Below are 19231 nucleotides of genomic sequence, written 5' to 3' on the forward strand. Positions count from 1 at the left end.
CGACAAATGCCTTTGGTTACTTTGGGCGAAACCAAAGTAACAAATTATTTTCAAGTATTTGATTTATAAAGTTAAGACTCCGCCGTGAATGACTAAAAAGTTAAAGAGTCTATTTCTAAACTCCTTAACTGATCAGCATTACCTCAATATCGGGGCTTTTTTATTGTCTGATAAAATGATGTTCAATTTCCTGAATCAGCGTATTAATCTGTTCAGGATGTTCTAGTCGATGATGGCCGCCATCAACTGCCTGAATTTGCATATAGTCTTCAAGCTGTGCCTGAACCGCATGCATATCCAGAATTTCATCGCCCAGTTCTAGATAGGCAAACTGCGGAATATCATGCTGTAAATCGCCATGACAAATTGCCGGATAATCATCTCTGAAATTGGGTTGCAAAATGGGATTCGCCACCACACAGGGAAGGTGATAAGCCTGCGACATTTTCAGTGCCCAATAGCCGCCAAGATTATGACCCACCAGAATATCCGGTTTGATGGTTTCAATCATCTCATGATAAAAATTGGTGACCGAATTATAGCTCAGATTACGATAATCGACATCAATACAATATTTATGCACGACATTAATTGCATGAAACTTGGTGGATTCTCTGGAGGAATCTAAGCCATGTAAAAACAAAATCTTAGACATAATCTTACTCATTTTTATGGGGCATGCCATATTGGTATTTATTGATTGGCACATCATCTTCAATCTGAGCATCATTGTAGAACGTGTGGACATTCAAGGCAGTTAGCTATTGGTCTAAGCCAGCATTTTTCTGCGCAGTGATTTGCTCTACCTCGTCACACACTAGGACTTTCATCTAAGTAATCGCATAATCGGTCCTAAATCGAGCTGAATTGTATTGGTAGAGTGGATTAGATTGACGGGATAAGGTTGGGAAAATGCCAAGATAGTGGATTTTTCCAAAGAAAAGCCGCTTCCTGAGAGTGTTTAAGCTACGATTTGGGTAGGATTTCTGCTATTCTATGCAACTTCTATTTTTTAACTAATCTTATTCGAGGCAGAGATGACGCAAACTAACGCTCAATCGACTTCTGAACAAATCATTTCCGAAAACGATTTAATTGCACAGCGTCATGCCAAGTTAAAGCAAATCGAAGCTCAGGCACAAGAAACTGGTAAAAGCCCATGGCCAAATACCTTTAAGCGTGAGCATTATGCCCAAGATTTACAAGACCAGTTCGCTGATAAATCTAAAGAAGAAATTGAAGCAGGCGAAAAGGTCTACGTCAAAGTTGCCGGTCGTGTGATGTTAAACCGTGGTTCATTTATTGTGATCCAGGACATGACAGGTCGTATTCAGCTTTATGTCGCCCGTAAAGAACTCGCTGCAGATGTACTTGCGACCATCAAAGGTCTAGACCTTGGCGACATTATTGCAATCGAAGGTTATATCGGTCGTTCAGGCAAAGGCGATCTGTATGTACACATCGAACATTTTGAATTATTAACCAAATCATTGCGTCCGCTGCCAGACAAGTTCCACGGTCTGAATGATACTGAAGTGAAGTATCGTAAACGTTATCTTGATCTGATCGTGAACGAAGAAACCCGTAAAACGTTTGAAATTCGTGCCAAAGTGGTTGCAGGTATTCGTGCCTTCCTGACTGAAAAACGTTATATGGAAGTTGAAACGCCAATGATGCATGTGATCCCAGGCGGTGCTTCTGCGCGTCCGTTTGAAACGCATCATAATGCACTAGATATGCCATTGTTCTTGCGTATTGCGCCAGAGCTTTATTTAAAACGTTTGGTGGTGGGTGGTTTTGAACGTGTGTTCGAAATTAACCGTAACTTCCGTAACGAAGGGGTATCTACGCGTCACAACCCAGAATTCACCATGATTGAATTCTATCAAGCCTATGCAGATTATAAAGATCTGATGGAATTGACCGAGCAGATGCTGGAAAAACTGGCGCTGGATATCTTGGGTTCGACCGATGTACCTTATGGTGATGAAGTGTATAGCTTCAAAGGGCCATTCAAGAAAATTTCAATGTTTGATGCAATTCTGGAAAATAACCCGCAATTTACTCCGGAAAATGTCAATGACCGTGAGTTCCTGGCAAAATTCCTTCAAGAAGAATTGAAAGAGCAAGTGAAGCCAGGTTTTGGTCTGGGTAAACTGCAAACGATTGTGTTTGAAGAAACAGTTGAAACCAAACTGCGTCAACCAACATTCATTACGGAATATCCAGCGGAAACTTCTCCATTGGCACGTCGTAATGATGATAATCCGCACATCACCGACCGTTTTGAATTCTTTATTGGTGGTCGTGAACTGGCAAATGGCTTCTCGGAATTAAATGATCCAATCGACCAGGCGGAACGTTTCCAGGCACAGGTTGCGGAAAAAGATGCGGGTGATGATGAAGCGATGCATTATGATGCAGACTTTGTAGAAGCACTGGAATATGGCCTACCGCCAACAGCCGGTGAAGGTATTGGTATTGACCGTCTGGTGATGATCTTTGCTAATGCAGCAAGTATCCGTGATGTGATCTTGTTCCCGCATATGCGTCATAAAAATGCATAAGTGCTGAATTTTAGAAAACCCGCTTAGGCGGGTTTTTTTATGCTTTAAATCGCTATACTAAAAAATTAAAGACAAAAAAAACGCAATGATTGGGGTGATCATTGCGTAGAAAAAGGAATGTTTTTTTCAAACTACATCAAGATTAACTGTGGAGAGAGTTAAATCTGATTCCTTACTGTATGTAGCTATATTACGACCCGATAAGGCTTGACTCAGCAGTATTCATGTTAATAGATGTTAATTAAGGTTAAAACTATGGAGATTCTATGGGCGAGTTTGCTGCTTTATCGTGCATAAACACCTCGCAATAAAAAAGCCCTTCATATGAAGAGCTTTAGGTGATCAGTTTATGTTAGAAACGGAATACACCTAAACCGGTTTTCACTTCATCTAAAGTCGCCTGGGTAATATCACGACATTTATCTGTTCCGGTCTTTAAAATATCCATAATATAGTCAGGGTCTTTAGCCAGTTCAATACGGCGCTCACGGATTGGACCGATCAGTTCTTTGAGAATGCCTTCCAGACGTTTTTTCACCGTACCATCGCCCAAGCCACCGCGACGATAATGAGCTTTGAGTTCTTCCAGTTCTTCTTTATTTGGATCAAAGGCGTCCAGATAAGTGAATACTACATTGCCTTCAACCTGACCTGGGTCTTCCACACGAAGATGATTCGGATCGGTATACATGGCGTTGACGGCTTTTTTAATATCTTTATCTGTCGCATCCAGCACAATGGTATTGCCCAAAGATTTTGACATTTTCGCCTTGCCATCAAAACCAGGAAGGCGGCCGACATTAGACAGTAGCGCTTTACATTCTGGTAACAGGTCATGACCGATTTGACGGTTCAGACGACGCACGATTTCATTGGTCTGTTCGATCATTGGAATCTGATCTTCACCCACAGGAACAACAGTGGCCTTGAATGCCGTAATGTCTGCTGCCTGAGCCACCGGGTAGCATAAGAAACCCGCTGGAATATCGCGCTCAAAACCACGCATCTGGATTTCAGATTTAATGGTCGGGTTACGCTCTAAACGTGACACCGTCACGAAATTGAGGTAAAGCATCGTCAGTTCGTTTAAGGCAGGTAAACATGACTGAACACAAATTGTAGTTTTAGTTGGATCAATACCGACAGCCAGATAATCCGTTGCCACTTCAATAATGTTACGACGTACTTTTTCAAAATTATCGGCATTATCGGTGAGTGCTTGAGCATCAGCAAGTAACAAGTGTTGATGGTGAGAATCTTGCAGGCCTACACGAGAGCGTAATGAACCGACAAAGTGGCCGAGGTGAAGTTGTCCGGTAGGACGGTCGCCCGTCAAGATCACTGGACGATTATCTTGATTACTCATTATTTATTCCAAAGGGTAGTCAGTACTACAGCTGTATTTTAACGAATGGCAATATTGTACGGTATTCTGTTTTTGATTGTCAGCCAGAAAAAAAGCTGTATTAAAAAAATCTTATTAATTAAACAAGTGAATACAATATTTTTAAGAATTTTGATTAAAATAAACTGAAATATGATAAGGATAATAAGTATGGCGAGCAGTTTATTACTATTATTAGATGATATTGCGACGGTCTTGGATGATGTGGCTGTGATGAGCAAAATGGCAGCCAAAAAAACAGCAGGCGTCCTCGGTGATGATCTGGCTTTAAATGCACAGCAAGTGTCAGGCGTACGGGCAGATCGTGAATTACCAGTAGTCTGGAAAGTGGCCAAAGGTTCTTTTGTCAATAAGCTGATTTTAGTGCCGCTGGCCTTGTTAATCAGCTTTATTGCCGGCTGGCTGATTAACCCCTTATTGGTGCTGGGTGGTTTGTTTCTGTGTTATGAAGGCGTGGAAAAAATCGTACACACCTTGTATACACCGAAGGCCAAGGATGCTGAACAGGCCCGTGAGCAACTGATCCAGACTGAAACAGATTTGCACCAGTTTGAAAATGAAAAAGTCAAAGGCGCGATTCGCACCGACTTTATCCTTTCGGCTGAAATTATCGTGATTACCTTGGGGACGGTGGCAGCAGCCTCTATGCTGACCAAAGTTACCGTTTTAAGCCTGATCGCGATCGTGATGACCATCGGGGTCTATGGTTTTGTTGCCCTGATTGTCAAACTGGATGATATCGGTCTGCATCTGACCGAGCAGCAGTCAGATTTTAAACAACAAATAGGACGCGGCTTGTTGGCATTTGCCCCGATTCTGATGAAAATTTTATCAGTTGTTGGAACTGCAGCGATGTTCCTGGTCGGTGGGGGAATTATTAATCATGCTATTCCTGTTATTCACCACTTTACTGAAGATAGTGTTAGCTATGTACAGGATATTCCCAGTATCGGAAATATTGTAGGTGCCCTGACACCGACCTTAATTAATTTCGCCGTGGGAATTTTAGCGGGTCTGCTGGTGATGCTGGTCATCAGCCTGATTAAAAAAATCTGGCCCAAATCATCAAAAGCTTAAGATGCAAAAATATCTGCAAATTGAGCAGATGAAGAAAAGGAAAAAACTATGCGTTGGAAAGGTCGTCGTGTCAGTAGTAATGTAGAAGACCGTCGCGGTGGTGGTGCCAAAGCTGGCGGAATCAGTATTATTGGGTTGATTGTGGCTTTTGTGGCCTGGAAATTCTTCGGCGTCGATCCACAGCAAGCTTATCAAACCACCAAACAGGTCACCCAAGGCGTATCGGGTACGGCGGAAACACGGGGGCTGGAAAATCCGACACCGGAACAGCAGGAGTCGATTGATTTTGTCGGCACCGTACTGGCAGATACTGAAGATACCTGGACTCAGGTGTTTCAGCAGCAGTTAAATCAGCAGTATGTTCCCCCGAAACTGGTTTTGTTCAATGGCATTGTGAATTCGGGTTGTGGTACGGCTCAGGCGGCGATGGGACCTTTCTACTGTCCGGCAGACCAGAAAGTTTATATCGATACCGCATTCTTTAAAGATATGCGTACTCAGATGGGGATTAGTGGGGAACAGAATGCCACCGAACTCTCCCGTAATGATCAGGCCGGAGATTTTGCGCAGGCTTATGTGGTGGCCCATGAAGTAGGTCATCATATCCAGACGATTTTGGGGATTTCCTCTCAAGTACAGCAGGCACGTCAGCAGGCAAGCGAGGTACAGAGTAACCAGCTTTCAGTGCGCCAAGAATTGCAGGCAGACTGTCTGGCTGGAGTCTGGGCCTACCATAATCATCAGCGCACCCAGTTTCTGGAACAGGGAGATGTGCAGGAAGCTATGGATGCCGCACATAAAATTGGTGATGACTATTTACAGAAACGTGCTCGCGGGCAGGTGGTACCGGACAGCTTTACCCATGGCAGCAGTGCGCAGCGCGTACAGTGGTTTAATACCGGCTTGAAATCGGGTCAGGTTTCGAATTGCGATACCTTTAACCAAAATATTTAGCTTGTTTCCAGATAAAAAAGGAGCAGGTGCCACTGCTGTCTCATCATTTTAACTTTGGTTATAGTTTGAATCTATGACGTCATGAAATCCTACTTTTGACAGGTCAAAAGTAGGCAAAAGTCTTTTGTTCGCCATACACAGCATGCCTGTCGTGATGGCTAAGGTGTGACCTCCTTGTCACACTCGCGTCTCCAAAATCTACTTAATTCAATTGTGGGACAGCTGTGGAGCAGGCAATCCTTTTTTATTTATGCAGAAAACGCCGGAAATTTCTTAATATCTTGATACTGACAAATAAGGCAGCCAAAGCAAACAGGGCAATGGCAAAGACCGTATATTTGAGATTGTTGATGTCATTTTGATAGAACTGCTGCATATCATGGTTGGTATATTCGAGAGCCGTGACTTTGCCAGTCCGGCTATCTCTAAATTGAATTTTTTCAATATAAAACAGATTTCCCGCTTTAATTAGGTGGACGCTCTGGATTTGACGGGTATGTGATTGATTGTCCTCATCACTACATAAAGCGCTGTAATGCTCACAATTGATTTTGGCTACATAACCATTTCCTGCAATCAGAATGAAAATGGCATTGTCCGGTCGCTGGTTATTAGATACCAAAACATACTGTTCGCCAGTTGTACTTTTCAAGGGAATACGGGTTGCCTGCTGATAATGCTGTTCTGCCTGCAGAATCTCCTGAATTTTAGCGAAGCAGGTAAAATATAAGGATAAGGTGATCAGAAAAATCACGCTCGCAAAACAAAGACGAAAAATGGTTTTGACAGTTTGGTGCATGGGAGAAAAATTCAAAATAGAAAGATGGGAAAGCAAAAGCCGAGTGCTGATCTGTATGTTAAATCATCACTCGGAAATACTGAAAAGAAACTTAACTCAATTCGATAAAAAGAGGATTAAACTTGTTTTGCTAGAATGCCTTTTTATTAATGCTCTGCTATTCAAATCTCTATTTTGACCATGCCGCTCGGCGCATATTGCTCCATCTCGCCCGACTTTAGGAAACCGAATGGGAAATTTCTTTTTTCTTCAGCTACTCACGGTGGTCTTTGCACTTTCCATTGCCACCACTATGTTTAATAAGCGTGTTTTAGGTTTTCCGCAAGCGATCGGTGTTCCGATTGTTTCGGCCATCTTTGTTTTTATTTTGCAATGGGGCGCCAGTTTATTACAAGGTAATCCATTCTTTAGTATTAATATTGACAATATCGAGCAGGCTGTTCGTAACATCGATTTTTATGATTTTCTGATCAATGGGGTGATCTGCTTTATTCTGACCTCATCTGCACTGAAGTTTAAGGTTTCAGATTTACGTAATCATTGGCGACCGATTGGTATTTTGGCAAGTTTAGCGCTGGTCTTTTGCGCGGTGTTCTTTGGTGCAGTTTTATATGGCTATCAGTTCCTGATTGGTAATCATGTGGATTTACTGGTGTTGTTATTACTTGGTGCGGCTTTAGGTGCGACTGATCCGATCGGCATTAAAGGCGTATTGAGTTCAGTTCGTGCACCGCATCATCTGATTGTCAAGCTGGAAGGCGAATCGTTATTTAATGATGCCATGTGTATCGCCTTATTTATGACCTTGCTCAATGTTCTGCAAGGCGAAAACTTTACGGTACTGGCTGTCATGCAAACTTTATTGTATGAGATTGTGGTGGCCGTACTGATTGGTCTGGGATTTGGCTTTGCAATATTAAGAATTTTGCGTGGCAAGCATGAAATGGAGTCACTGATTCTGACCACTGCTTTATTGGCATGTGGCTCTTATCTTATTGCTTTATTGGCCCATGCTTCAGCACCGATTGCCTGTGTCATTGGTGGCTTAATTGTCGGTAATAAATGGAAAGAAATTCTGGCCGATGCCGATATTGGTGACGTGAACCATTTCTGGCATACGGTTGAAGGGATTATTAACTCCTTCCTGTTTACTCTGATTGGTTTGGAGTTGTTTATTCTTGACCTGAGTACCAGTCTGGTCTTGGGCGGGATTGTGGCATTTATTATTTTACATTTAGCCCGCTTTGCTGCCAATCACTTGGCATTTGCCATGTTCCCCAAAATACGCCGAAAAAGCTATAACGGCAGTTTAACGATTTTGTCCTGGGGCGGTGTGCGTGGCGGGATTTCCCTGGCGCTTATTCTGGCGGTGGCCAATATTCCTCAGCTAGAGGCTTATAGCAGTATCTTGGTGGGCTATACCTTTATTGTGGTGCTCTTGTCGGGTCTGGTGTGTGGTCTGGGCTTACCTGCAGTGATGAATGCTTTTTACTATAATCCCGAGGAAGACACACAGGGCTTTAAAGGCTGGTACCAGCGTATGTGCCACAAGCTGAACCGTAAGGGTTTTCAATATATTGTCGGAGAAGATGTCAAAGGAAATGAAACCATCACTATTTTTCAGCCAGAGATTCTGATTGATCAGAAAGATATCGATGGTGTTGCTACCGTACATCATCCAGACAAAGTTCAAGAGGTAAAACGGCTGGAAAATCCAGATAATTTCTAAAGATAAAATCCAGAAGATAAAGCGCTACTGGATTATGTTTAATAGTGAAATGAGATCGCTTGAATCAGCATTTAATCAGGCGTGATTATTTTCCTATAGCTGTTAATAGGGGGATCAGGGCGTGATCTTTTATTTAAAGGTACTATTGAACAGATGAAATGCAGCAAGACAAGTTCAGCCAGTCAGGAAATGGCAGAGATGATTTTGACTGTGGTCAGTCAGATCCCTTATGCAAAAGTTGCAACCTATGGGCAGATTGCCAGACTGGCCGGTTTACCTCAACATGCACGTTTAGTGGGTCGGGTTTTAAGTCATCTGGAAGAAAATACCGACATTCCCTGGTATCGGGTGATCAATGCACAAGCTAAAATCAGTCTGAACAAGCTTGATTCATCTGGCCAGAATATTCAGCAACAAAAGCTGATACAGGAAGGGATTGTACTTGACGGTGATCGTGTGGATTTAAAACGCTATCAGTGGGATGGTTGGGTCTAGATATAAAAAATCCCCGCTTTTAGAAAGTGGGGATTTTAAGTTTGATGCACGGATTACTTGCGAATAACCATCACTGGAATATCGGCCTGACCTAGAATGCTTTGAGCTACGCTGCCCAGGAACAGTTTCTTGAAGCCAGTACGGCCATGTGAACCAATTATGATCAGGTCAGAATTTAAATCTTTCGCTGCTTTGACAATCTCGCTATAAATCACCTGGCCTTCAAGTAGCTGGGTATCTACTTCAACACCTGCACCAGAGAATTTTGCTTTAGCTTCATCCAGAGTTTTTAAGATCGAGGTGCGGGCACGTTCAATCAGGTCGTTGGTTTGCGCTGCAGAGATATATTCCGCAGCAATATAAGGGTCGAGTGTCAGTACCTGTACCACTGTCACTTTACTGTTAAATGCTTTGGCAACTTCGACTGCTTTATCAACGGCAGCATAAGATGTTTCCGAACCGTCAATAGGAACTAAAATATGTTCAAAAGGCATTAGAATTCTCCTGTTGGGAATTAAGTGTTATAAAAATGATGACGCGTTAAACCGAGTACGAATAGTTGTTTATACTTTGATCATAGCCTGTATTGTATAAAAATAAAACCAAGTAAATACATAGGTATAATGTCTAATAGATTAAACAGTTAAACGCAGGTTTCTGAGTTTTAAGTTTCATGGTTTATTGATTTTAAATAATTGAATTATATGGATTTATAGAAATATTCAAGCTGGTTGTCAATCACATTGAGTGGATGCCGGGTCCAATTTGATTTGTGGTGCCAGTTGTTCATATTGATTTAAAATCGAATGCGTCTCAGGTGCGAAAATTTGTTGTTGCAGTTGCTGGATTTTATGTTCGTTCACATGCAAACGTGCACAATAGAATGCAATCTGATTTTCTTTGGCAATGGCCAGTCGTTGAGTCTGATCATATTCCGGATAACGCTTGATTTGCTGTTGAGCCCGACTTAATTGCGCCAAGGTGCGTTTCTGTTGCATGCTCATGAATTGTTGATGATTAATCCACTGTGCCACATCGCGACGTACTCCATTGTAGTTGACAAAAATAGGAGAAATCACTTGGCAGGCGGTGATTGCTAAAGTGCTGAGCAAAAGAATCAGTATGTTAATTTTGTACATCGGTGAAAGCTCCAAGCATTAAAGTTCTTCATAAGAATATGTGAAATACCAAATAAAAAATCTAATATTGTTTAAAGTTTAAGAGTTTATTCTTCATTTGCATAAAGACTGAACATTTGTGTTTTAAAATGCTTGACGATAGCACCTGAAATTACGATAATGCGCACACAGTTTACGGCTATGTAGCTCAGTTGGTTAGAGCACCGCACTCATAATGCGGGGGTCACAAGTTCAAGTCTCGTCATAGCCACCATTTTAAAAGACCAAGCTCTCAGCTTGGTCTCTTTTTTTGTCTTTTAAAAAGTATGGCGCATGATAAAAATTATTTGAAGCATCCAGTAAATTTTCAGATATTTCCAAAATTATTTTTCTGTGATTGTTGATTAATTTTCTACTTTTAGCGTCGATATAAAAAAATCGCCCCAGTATTCACTCGGGCGATTCGATTTAAATAACTAAGAAAAGGGCTTAGTTACCTGCTTTCCAGCCATTGACGATTGGATAACGACGTTCGCGCCCATAAGAACGTGAACTGATTCGTGGTCCAATTGCACCTTGGCGGCGCTTGTATTCATTCATGTCGACCAGACGGATGACTTTTTTCACCACCTCGGCATCAAAACCTTTGTCAATAATATCGTCTTGACTCATGTCTTCTTCGATATATGAATACAGGATGGCATCCAGAATGTCATACGAAGGTAAAGAGTCTTGATCGACCTGATCTGGACGCAGTTCTGCTGATGGTGGACGAGTAATAACACGTTCTGGAATCACGGGTGTTTCTGAAATACTGTTACGATATTTCGCCAGTTCAAATACAATGGTTTTGTACACATCTTTCAAGACGGCATAGCCACCGACCATGTCACCATACAGTGTGCAATAACCTACAGCCAGTTCAGATTTATTTCCGGTCGCAAGCACCAGATTGCCGAACTTGTTGGAAAGCGCCATTAATAAGGTGCCACGCGAACGTGCTTGCAGGTTTTCCTCAGTCGCATCTGCCGGGGCGCTTCCAAAGAACGGGAAGAGTACCTGCATAAAGCCGTTTACTACCGGATTGATTTCGGCAATACCAAAGGTTACCCCCATATTTTTTGCTTGTTCAGCCGCATCTTCTACGCTGATTTGCGCGGTATAGGTATAAGGCATCATGACCGCCTGAACTTTGTCTGCACCAATGGCATCTGCAGCAATCGCAAGGGTCAGGGCAGAATCGATCCCACCCGATAGGCCCAGAATCACGCCGGGGAAGCCAGAACGCTGTACATAATCACGGGTTGCCATCACCAGGCTCTGATAGATCTCAGCCATGGTGTCCAGCGCAGGTGTAATTGTACCTTTGCTAAATTGAAGCTGTTCAGCATCATATTCTGCGATAGAAAGGCTTTCCTGGAAACTTGGGGCCTGTAGCGCGACTTCGCCAGATTTATTTAACACAAAGCTGGTACCGTCAAAGATCAGATCATCCTGACCACCGACCTGGTTACAATAGACCAGATTGATATTCAATTGTTTTACCAGAGCTGCCATGGTCTCGATACGGTGTTGTGGTTTACCCACTTCATATGGAGAGGCATTCAGTACCAGAGCAGTTTCGATATTGAGTTTTGCCAGCTGCTGTACAGTAGCTAAAGACCATGCGTCTTCACAAATCAGCACACCAAATTTGTGTCCGAGATATTCAAATACCAGATGTTGATGACCTTCACTGAAATAACGCTTTTCATCAAATACACCATAGTTTGGCAACACCTGTTTGTTATAAATACCCAGCACCTCACCATCTTTCATGACGGCTGCTGAGTTATAACGCTGGCCATCTTCAGTTTGATTTACAAAACCGAAGACCATCACAATATCTTTGACTTCAGTCAGTTTTTCAAAAGCAGCTTTGGTGCGTTTGGCCAGACTTGGACGAATTAATAGATCTTCTGCAGGGTAGCCCAAGATTGCAAGCTCAGGGAAGATAATCAGATCAGCCTTATCTTTTTTAGCCTGATTGGCCTGATCAATCATTTTTTGAGTATTTGCATCCAAATTGCCCACATGTGGAGAGAGCTGAGCAATCGCAATTTTAAAACTTTTCATTCCAATTAAATCCTATTCCTATAGGTTAATACACTAAATCACTGATTTTTATAATTCTAATTATCCAGCTGAGTGCATTTTGATACTTAAAAAAATGCCAAATGGCAAAAGAAAAAACGTCTTTATCACATGATCGTTAAATCTTGATCTGCGAGCTAAAATATCATACTTGGGTTATTTTATCGAAATTTAATCCAGAAGCTAGAGCTGTTTTGCGAGAATGAATGTTGAAATGAAAAGTTATTATCCAAAAATAAAGAATATGTAGGTTTTCTGCACATGAATAAATCTCAGGATTTAAATCATTTATTCATGGCCTTAATTTTAAAAATGCCAAATCAAGATGATATTTTGAATAAAAATGATTATATATCAAACAATTGTTTGGCTATCTAAAATAATATTGGGTATTTTTTTAAGAAAAATATCTCGGGCAATATCACCTTGTTGTTCAATATTATACTGTGAAAATGATTTGTTGGGATTAAATTGATATTTGTAAGGATTATATTTCCCTAAGCTTAAAAAATAAGCACTTTGTAGAAATGCGCCTTTTAAAACCACATTAATCTGCTGTTGGTATTGATAAATATGGGTCATCTCATGAATAAACAGTGCTTGATAGGCCAAGCTTTCACATGAATAGTCTTCCCGATAATTTAAATTTCGTGCATGGATATAACCACTGGGCGCCATAATCACATGGCTGGATTGCCAGGGTAAATAAGGGTGATTCATGATTCTGACTGCCGAATAGTCAATCAGATTGCCAAATACCTGCTGACAGATTCTGATTTCACCGGCCGTTAAGTTACGGCACTTAAACTGTTCAAAACGGATGAATCTTAAAATAAACGGTAGGGCATACAACAACATCAAGCACAGATCCTGTTCAAGTTTTCAATCTATGAATATGGTCGAGGTTCATGCATTTTAAAATGGATTAAAGAGGCTATATGTAGGATTTTGTCAGCACTAAAAAAACCACCCCAAAGGGTGGTTTTTCTGTCTTGCAACGCCGTTCGAATTAACGAGCGATATCGCGTTGAACTTCACCAGTATAAAGCTGACGAGGACGACCGATCTTGTAAGGACCGCTGTGCATTTCTAACCAGTGGCTGATCCAGCCAACAGTACGTGCAAGCGCGAAGATCACAGTAAACATTTCTGTCGGGATACCAATCGCTTTAAGGATGATACCTGAGTAGAAGTCTACGTTCGGGTATAGGTTACGTTTGATGAAGTATTCGTCAGAAAGCGCAATACGTTCAAGTTCCATAGCCAAAGCAAGTTGTGGATCGTTGATGCCAAGCGCACCAAGAACTTCGTCACAAGTTTCTTTCATGACTTTCGCGCGTGGATCGAAGTTTTTGTAAACTCGGTGACCGAAGCCCATCAGTTTAACTTCTTTAGTCTTCACTTTTTCCATGAAGCCAGCAACGTTTTCTACAGAGCCGATTTCATCAAGCATCTTAAGAACAGCTTCGTTCGCGCCGCCATGAGCAGGGCCCCAAAGTGCCGAGATACCAGCAGCAATACATGCATACGGGTTAGCACCAGTAGAACCAGCTAAACGTACTGTAGACGTAGAGGCATTTTGTTCATGGTCAGCATGAAGCGTGAAGATACGATCCATTGCTTTTGCAAGAATCGGATCAACTTTATAATCACGATCAGCAGGAGTCGCGAACATCATGTGAAGGAAGTTTTCAGCGTAGTTCAAGTCGTTACGTGGGTAAACAAACGGTTGACCGATTGTGTACTTGTAGCTCCAAGCCGCTAAAGTAGGGATCTTCGCAATTAAACGGATCGCTGTGATTTCACGGTGATCAACATTTTCGATGTCCAGATTGTTGTGGTAGAACGCAGATAACGCACCAACAACACCCACCATAATCGCCATAGGATGCGCATCACGACGGAAACCGTTATAGAAGCGGCTAACTTGGTCGTGAACCATTGTGTGGTTACGTACTTTAGCGTCGAATTCTTCTTTTTGCTCAGCAGTCGGAAGTTCGCCATTAAGAAGTAAATAGCAAGTTTCTAGGTAATCAGCTTTAGTCGCCAATTGATCAATTGGGTAGCCACGGTGTAAAAGTACACCTTTGTTACCGTCGATGAAGGTGATTTTAGACTCGCACGCCGCTGTTGCCATAAAACCAGGATCAAAAGTAAAGTGACCTGCAGCCAACACATCTTTAACGTCGATTACATCTGGGCCCAATGTGCCGCTGTAAATTGGTAGTTCAATTTCTTTGCCATCAAGCTGTAAAACGGCTTTCTTGCCAGTTGCTTCAGACATTCAATAGATCTCCTGTCCTGGTGAATGTATATCCGAGTTGTCTATCAATCTTTTAATGCACAAAACGGATGGATCAAAAATTTGCTATAAGATTAGTGAGTACTGAAATTTTGTCAATTATACTTATGGATGAAAAAATGACGCTTGCACAGCGGCTTAGTCACACCATCTTGGTATAAAAAGTTCAGTAAAATCACAGCATCAAACCTCTATAATAAGTCAAATTTAAACAGAGGTGCAGAAAAAAATAGAGGGCCTGAATTATTTGTAAGCGTTTTTTCAGACTAAGAAATGCTGCGAAAAAGTATCGCTGATCTTATTGGGAGTTGTTAAAACTATATAAATCTCATAACTTACATAGTTTTTACTCATTTCCTTTGCACATGCAGAATTATAAATAAAAGCAATTAATTAAATTTTTGACTTGATTCAATTGATTAAAAAATAGCTTAATAAATGGCCAACTTTGCAGCAAAGATCCCCAGTCTAAAAATAAATGAGTGATTTTTCGAATCCAAATCCTCTAAAGCGATCAAAAAACCCATCATCGAGTGCAGTCTAAGTGACTCTTTAAGCTCAGGTTATAATTATACCTGAAAGCAGACCCATCTTAATAACTGCTGCACTACCTGTATGAGCTTGATTTCCATTTAAATTAAATCGAGATTTTAAATAAGATTTGTGCTGCAACTGTGCATCTTTAGTCTAAATAGCGGTAATTGGCTTTAAAAAGAATAACAGAGTAAATTGATCAAGTTAATTATTTAAAAACAATTATATAGATGAAAATTAGTGGATTCTTAGTCACTAAAGAACCTCATATGTTGTTGTTAATGATTCTTATTTAAAGGGTTTTTCTTGAAAAAGCCAAATCCATCTGTTTGTGTTTTAATAGTTGACGTTTTATAATTCAGTGTCGTTTTGATTTTAGGCATGTATTTGCCTAAGAATGCCAGCTTTCCTTCGAATTAATTCCAACAAACTCCGGATGGAGTTTTTACTTACAGGATGCCCGCTGTGAAAAGCAACAGACCTGTCAATTTGTCCATGGGTCAAGTTTTAGAAGTAAACTTAAAATCACCCGTGGCTATTGCATCAATTCTACACCGTCTTTCAGGTGTTATCGTATTCTTACTCGTACCGGTCCTTCTCTGGATTTTAGACAAATCACTGTCTTCACCTGAAGGTTTTGCGCAAGTTCAAGAAATCATGAATGGTTTCATTGTTCGCTTCATTGTATGGGTATTTGTCGCCGGCTTGATTTTTCACTTTATTGCGGGTGTTAAGCATTTACTTGCTGACATTGGCGTTGCTGAAGAATTAGAAAGTGGCCGTGTCGCATCTACTATCGCATTAATCTTGTCTGCAATCGGTATTGTTGCAGCATTTGTATGGATCGTACTCTAATGAAAAGCGCTACTGGTTTAACAGGTTCAGGTTCTCGCGATTGGTTTCTCCAACGTGTTAGTGCTGTTATTTTGGCTGTTTATACCGTTGTTATTTTGGGTTGGATCCTGTGTAACAGTGGATTCAGCTATGAACAATGGTATGGCTTCATGATGACAACTCCAATGAAGATTCTATCTTTATTGTCAGTCTTATCTCTTGTTGCACACGCTTGGATTGGTATGTGGCAAGTTTTCACAGACTATGTGACGACTCGTCAAATGGGTCCTTCTGCGAATGGTTTGCGTATTGTACTGACTTCAGCAGTGATTATTGCTGTGTTGGCATATGCAATCTGGGCGATCCAGATTTTTTGGGCGAATTGATAGGAAACAATCATGGGCGCTATAAACCCTAAAGAAGATTACACAAATATTCCACACGAAACCTTCGATGCAGTCATCGTGGGTGGTGGTGGTTCAGGTATGCGTGCGTCTTACCAACTTGCTCAAGCTGGTTTGAAAGTTGCGGTACTGACCAAAGTTTTCCCAACCCGTTCTCACACTGTGGCAGCGCAGGGTGGTATTGGTGCATCTCTTGGTAATATGCAAGAAGATAACTGGCACTACCATTTCTACGACACAGTAAAAGGTTCGGACTGGTTAGGTGACCAAGACGCAATCGAATTTATGACGCGTGAAGCACCTCAAGTGGTATACGAATTAGAACACTTGGGTATGCCATTTGACCGTAACGCTGATGGTACAATTTACCAGCGTCCATTCGGTGGCCACTCTGCGAACTACGGTGAAAAAGCGGTGCCACGTGCATGTGCTGCTGCCGACCGTACAGGTCACGCACTTCTTCACACGCTTTATCAAAGCAACGTGAAAATGGGTACACAATTCTTCGTAGAATGGATCGCACTTGATTTGATCCGTAACGAAGCAGGCGACGTACTTGGTGTCACTGCAATTGACCAGGAAACTGGTAAAATTGCTGTATTCCAAGGTAAAGCCACATTGTTTGCTACCGGTGGTGCGGGTCGTGTTTACCGTGCATCTACCAATGCCTATATCAATACTGGTGACGGTCTTGGCATGGCGGCGCGTGCAGGTATTCCATTGCAAGATATGGAATTCTGGCAGTTCCACCCTACAGGTGTTGCGGGTGCAGGCGTATTGCTGACTGAAGGCTGTCGTGGTGAAGGTGCAATCCTTCGTAACAAAGATGGCGAACCGTTCATGGAGCGTTATGCTCCAACTTTGAAAGACTTGGCGCCACGTGACTTCGTATCACGTTCTATGGACCAAGAAATCAAAGAAGGTCGTGGTTGTGGTCCTAAAGGTGACTATATCCTGCTTGATATGACGCATTTAGGTGCGGATACGATCATGAAGCGTCTGCCATCGGTATTCGAGATTGGCAAGAAATTCGCGAACGTGGATATCACCAAAGAACCAATTCCAGTAGTACCAACAATCCATTACCAAATGGGTGGTATTCCAACCAATATTCATGGTCAGGTTGTTGTGCCTGAGTCGCGCGAAACTGAAGCGCTGGCGGCACATTACAACAAGGATACCGATGTTTATTCGACCAATGCAGCCGAACGTGATTTCACTAAGCCAGTGAAAGGTTTCTATGCAATTGGTGAATGTTCATGTGTATCTGTACATGGTGCAAACCGTTTAGGTACCAACTCACTGCTTGACTTGGTGGTATTTGGTAAGGCTGCGGGTAAACACATCATCGATTATGTGACTAAGCATCACGGTGATGAGTACGAGCCACTACCAACAACTGTACTTGAGCAAACGGTTGCGCGTATTCGTAAACTTGACGAATCCACAACAGGTGAGAATGCTCAGGAAGTTGCAGATGCGATTCGTGACATCGTTCAAGATCATGCAGGTGTATTCCGTACATCGGCACTACTTGAGGAAGGTGTAAAGCAGATTCTTGCAATTGAGCCACGTGTTCGTAATATTCATTTGAAAGACAAATCTAAAGTATTTAACACTGCACGTGTTGAAGCATTAGAAGTTGAAAACTTGTATGAAGTTGCAAAAGCGACCTTAATTTCAGCTGCTGCGCGTAAAGAATGTCGTGGTGCGCATACTGTGGTAGATTTCGAATTGTCACCGGATCATGCGGATTATCCATATGGTCGTCGTGATGATGAGTGGATGAAGCACACATTATGGTTCTCTGTGGACAACCGTCTTGAGTACAAGCCAGTTCGTTACCGTCCATTGTCGGTTGACGCGATTCCACCTAAACCACGTACATTCTAATCAGGAGAATTCAGATGAGTAGAGGTACTCGTACATTTCATATCTACCGCTATGATCCTGACAAGGATAAAGCACCGTACATGCAGACTTTTAAACTGGAATTGACTGACAAGCACCGTATGTTGCTTGATGCACTTCTAGCATTAAAAGTACAAGACGAATCTTTAACGTTCCGTCGTTCATGTCGTGAAGGTATTTGTGGTTCTGATGGTGTAAACATCAATGGTAAAAATGGTTTGGCGTGTCTTTGGAACCTGAACGATTTACCAAATGAAATTACTGTTCGTCCATTGCCTGGTCTTCCTGTAGTGAAAGATCTGGTGGTTGACATGAACCAGTTCTACGATCAGTACAACAAGATCCATCCATTCTTGATCAACAACCAGCCTGCGCCTCCAAAGGAACGTTTACAGTCTCCTGAAGAGCGTGAGCATCTTGATGGTCTGTATGAATGTATTCTATGTGCATGTTGTTCAACCTCATGCCCGTCATTCTGGTGGAATCCGGACAAGTTCCTAGGTCCTTCAGCATTGTTGAACGCTTACCGCTTCATCATTGACTCGCGTGATACTGGAACACAAGAGCGTTTGGCTCGTCTTGACGATCCATTCTCATTGTTCCGTTGTAAAGGCATCATGAACTGTGTATCTGTGTGTCCTAAAGGTTTGAACCCAACTAAAGCAATCGGTCACATCCGTAATATGCTTTTAGATATGGCAGGTTAATAGGCTGCTGATAGCAGTTTGGAAAAAAGCACACCACAAGGTGTGCTTTTTTTTGTGCAAACCATTGAAGCAAAATAAAAAATCATCAGATAAAAATAAAGATACTATACTTAAAATGTATAAAGTTGAGTCAGGTAGTCAGGAAATGACGGGTGATGTTAAGTGCCATAGAAGAAGAACATGTAATTATTTGGGGTATTTATGATTTTTAGCTGTAAAACTGACCTGAAAAATAACAAGAACGATGTTATTATATAACGGA

General features: G+C 41.8%; 17 protein-coding genes and 1 tRNA gene. 10 read left to right on the plus strand and 8 right to left on the minus strand.

Features of this window, described 5'->3' with window-relative positions:
- Positions 1–160: 160 nt before the first annotated feature.
- Positions 161–655 carry a YqiA/YcfP family alpha/beta fold hydrolase gene (locus tag GVV58_RS09480; RefSeq protein ID WP_159516429.1) on the minus strand — a complete coding sequence of 165 codons (495 nt, stop codon included), beginning with the start codon at positions 653–655 and terminating at the stop codon, positions 161–163.
- A gap of 382 nt (positions 656–1037) precedes the next feature.
- Here GVV58_RS09480 and lysS point away from each other — a divergent pair, with 382 nt between their 5' ends.
- Positions 1038–2567 carry a lysine--tRNA ligase gene (gene lysS, locus GVV58_RS09485; protein ID WP_005172002.1) on the plus strand — a complete coding sequence of 510 codons (1530 nt, stop codon included), beginning with the start codon at positions 1038–1040 and terminating at the stop codon, positions 2565–2567.
- A gap of 352 nt (positions 2568–2919) precedes the next feature.
- Here the strand turns inward: lysS and trpS are convergent, their stop codons facing one another.
- Positions 2920–3933 (minus strand): tryptophan--tRNA ligase, encoded by a 1014-nt coding sequence (gene trpS, locus GVV58_RS09490; RefSeq protein ID WP_074383091.1) that lies wholly within the window; start codon positions 3931–3933, stop codon positions 2920–2922.
- 189 nt (positions 3934–4122) lie between these two features.
- Here trpS and GVV58_RS09495 point away from each other — a divergent pair, with 189 nt between their 5' ends.
- Both GVV58_RS09495 and GVV58_RS09500 read left to right on the plus strand, forming a co-directional pair.
- Positions 4123–5049 carry a DUF808 domain-containing protein gene (locus tag GVV58_RS09495; protein WP_086044017.1) on the plus strand — a complete coding sequence of 309 codons (927 nt, stop codon included), beginning with the start codon at positions 4123–4125 and terminating at the stop codon, positions 5047–5049.
- 48 nt (positions 5050–5097) lie between these two features.
- A complete protein-coding gene (locus tag GVV58_RS09500) occupies positions 5098–6003 on the plus strand; it encodes a neutral zinc metallopeptidase (RefSeq protein ID WP_100534416.1) in 906 nt (301 codons plus the stop codon).
- Positions 6004–6247: 244 nt separating this feature from the next.
- Here the strand turns inward: GVV58_RS09500 and GVV58_RS09505 are convergent, their stop codons facing one another.
- On the minus strand, positions 6248–6802 hold the full coding sequence (locus GVV58_RS09505) for a hypothetical protein (protein ID WP_159516430.1): 555 nt from the start codon (positions 6800–6802) through the stop codon (positions 6248–6250).
- A 229-nt stretch (positions 6803–7031) separates the two neighbouring features.
- On the opposite strand from GVV58_RS09505, the gene GVV58_RS09510 reads away from it, so the two are divergent.
- The gene (locus tag GVV58_RS09510; protein ID WP_005171990.1) at positions 7032–8531 is read left to right on the plus strand and encodes a cation:proton antiporter; all 1500 of its coding nucleotides are present in this window, start codon (positions 7032–7034) and stop codon (positions 8529–8531) included.
- A 198-nt stretch (positions 8532–8729) separates the two neighbouring features.
- Positions 8730–9026, plus strand: coding sequence for an MGMT family protein (locus tag GVV58_RS09515; RefSeq protein WP_005096272.1), 297 nt, complete (start codon positions 8730–8732; stop codon positions 9024–9026).
- A 53-nt stretch (positions 9027–9079) separates the two neighbouring features.
- Here GVV58_RS09515 and GVV58_RS09520 read toward each other — a convergent pair whose 3' ends face one another.
- Together GVV58_RS09520 and GVV58_RS09525 are read right to left on the minus strand one after the other, a co-directional pair.
- Positions 9080–9520 carry a universal stress protein gene (locus GVV58_RS09520; protein ID WP_005096273.1) on the minus strand — a complete coding sequence of 147 codons (441 nt, stop codon included), beginning with the start codon at positions 9518–9520 and terminating at the stop codon, positions 9080–9082.
- A gap of 240 nt (positions 9521–9760) precedes the next feature.
- Positions 9761–10165, minus strand: a complete 405-nt coding sequence (locus GVV58_RS09525) for a hypothetical protein (protein WP_159516431.1) — start codon at positions 10163–10165, stop codon at positions 9761–9763.
- A 176-nt stretch (positions 10166–10341) separates the two neighbouring features.
- Here GVV58_RS09525 and GVV58_RS09530 point away from each other — a divergent pair.
- Positions 10342–10418 (plus strand) — tRNA-Met (locus GVV58_RS09530).
- A 215-nt stretch (positions 10419–10633) separates the two neighbouring features.
- Here the strand turns inward: GVV58_RS09530 and GVV58_RS09535 are convergent.
- The 3 genes from GVV58_RS09535 to gltA all read right to left on the minus strand — a co-directional run bounded on the left by GVV58_RS09535 (position 10634) and on the right by gltA (position 14561).
- Complete coding sequence (locus GVV58_RS09535; protein WP_100328815.1) at positions 10634–12259, minus strand: NAD+ synthase; 1626 nt, start codon at positions 12257–12259, stop codon at positions 10634–10636.
- 372 nt (positions 12260–12631) lie between these two features.
- Complete coding sequence (locus tag GVV58_RS09540; RefSeq protein ID WP_074383086.1) at positions 12632–13135, minus strand: hypothetical protein; 504 nt, start codon at positions 13133–13135, stop codon at positions 12632–12634.
- Positions 13136–13286: 151 nt separating this feature from the next.
- Positions 13287–14561 carry a citrate synthase gene (gltA, locus tag GVV58_RS09545; protein WP_005096279.1) on the minus strand — a complete coding sequence of 425 codons (1275 nt, stop codon included), beginning with the start codon at positions 14559–14561 and terminating at the stop codon, positions 13287–13289.
- Positions 14562–15569: 1008 nt separating this feature from the next.
- Here gltA and sdhC point away from each other — a divergent pair.
- From sdhC to GVV58_RS09565, 4 genes are read left to right on the plus strand one after another with little or no spacing between them, the layout of a single operon-like run.
- A complete protein-coding gene (gene sdhC, locus GVV58_RS09550; RefSeq protein ID WP_074383085.1) occupies positions 15570–15968 on the plus strand; it encodes a succinate dehydrogenase, cytochrome b556 subunit in 399 nt (132 codons plus the stop codon).
- The gene (gene sdhD / locus GVV58_RS09555; RefSeq protein WP_005096282.1) at positions 15968–16333 is read left to right on the plus strand and encodes a succinate dehydrogenase, hydrophobic membrane anchor protein; all 366 of its coding nucleotides are present in this window, start codon (positions 15968–15970) and stop codon (positions 16331–16333) included. The genes sdhC and sdhD overlap by 1 nt, the downstream gene beginning before the upstream one ends.
- A 12-nt stretch (positions 16334–16345) precedes the next feature.
- Positions 16346–18244, plus strand: a complete 1899-nt coding sequence (gene sdhA, locus GVV58_RS09560) for a succinate dehydrogenase flavoprotein subunit (protein ID WP_005171973.1) — start codon at positions 16346–16348, stop codon at positions 18242–18244.
- A 14-nt stretch (positions 18245–18258) separates the two neighbouring features.
- Positions 18259–18969, plus strand: coding sequence for a succinate dehydrogenase iron-sulfur subunit (locus GVV58_RS09565; protein ID WP_005171970.1), 711 nt, complete (start codon positions 18259–18261; stop codon positions 18967–18969).
- The last annotated feature ends 262 nt before the right edge of the window (positions 18970–19231 follow it).

The organism is Acinetobacter sp. 18QD2AZ41W (assembly GCF_009829025.1).
GTDB classification, from domain to species: domain Bacteria; phylum Pseudomonadota; class Gammaproteobacteria; order Pseudomonadales; family Moraxellaceae; genus Acinetobacter; species Acinetobacter pseudolwoffii.

Bases quoted from the DNA above. Each gene is read 5' to 3' on its own strand.
- GVV58_RS09480 (WP_159516429.1), bottom strand. From the start codon at position 655: ATGTCTAAGATTTTGTTTTTACATGGCTTAGATTCCTCCAGAGAATCC.
- lysS (WP_005172002.1), top strand. From the start codon at position 1,038: ATGACGCAAACTAACGCTCAATCGACTTCTGAACAAATCATTTCCGAA.
- trpS (WP_074383091.1), bottom strand. From the start codon at position 3,933: ATGAGTAATCAAGATAATCGTCCAGTGATCTTGACGGGCGACCGTCCT.
- GVV58_RS09495 (WP_086044017.1), top strand. From the start codon at position 4,123: ATGGCGAGCAGTTTATTACTATTATTAGATGATATTGCGACGGTCTTG.
- GVV58_RS09500 (WP_100534416.1), top strand. From the start codon at position 5,098: ATGCGTTGGAAAGGTCGTCGTGTCAGTAGTAATGTAGAAGACCGTCGC.
- GVV58_RS09505 (WP_159516430.1), bottom strand. From the start codon at position 6,802: ATGCACCAAACTGTCAAAACCATTTTTCGTCTTTGTTTTGCGAGCGTG.
- GVV58_RS09510 (WP_005171990.1), top strand. From the start codon at position 7,032: ATGGGAAATTTCTTTTTTCTTCAGCTACTCACGGTGGTCTTTGCACTT.
- GVV58_RS09515 (WP_005096272.1), top strand. From the start codon at position 8,730: ATGATTTTGACTGTGGTCAGTCAGATCCCTTATGCAAAAGTTGCAACC.
- GVV58_RS09520 (WP_005096273.1), bottom strand. From the start codon at position 9,520: ATGCCTTTTGAACATATTTTAGTTCCTATTGACGGTTCGGAAACATCT.
- GVV58_RS09525 (WP_159516431.1), bottom strand. From the start codon at position 10,165: ATGTACAAAATTAACATACTGATTCTTTTGCTCAGCACTTTAGCAATC.
- GVV58_RS09535 (WP_100328815.1), bottom strand. From the start codon at position 12,259: ATGAAAAGTTTTAAAATTGCGATTGCTCAGCTCTCTCCACATGTGGGC.
- GVV58_RS09540 (WP_074383086.1), bottom strand. From the start codon at position 13,135: ATGTTGTTGTATGCCCTACCGTTTATTTTAAGATTCATCCGTTTTGAA.
- gltA (WP_005096279.1), bottom strand. From the start codon at position 14,561: ATGTCTGAAGCAACTGGCAAGAAAGCCGTTTTACAGCTTGATGGCAAA.
- sdhC (WP_074383085.1), top strand. From the start codon at position 15,570: ATGCCCGCTGTGAAAAGCAACAGACCTGTCAATTTGTCCATGGGTCAA.
- sdhD (WP_005096282.1), top strand. From the start codon at position 15,968: ATGAAAAGCGCTACTGGTTTAACAGGTTCAGGTTCTCGCGATTGGTTT.
- sdhA (WP_005171973.1), top strand. From the start codon at position 16,346: ATGGGCGCTATAAACCCTAAAGAAGATTACACAAATATTCCACACGAA.
- GVV58_RS09565 (WP_005171970.1), top strand. From the start codon at position 18,259: ATGAGTAGAGGTACTCGTACATTTCATATCTACCGCTATGATCCTGAC.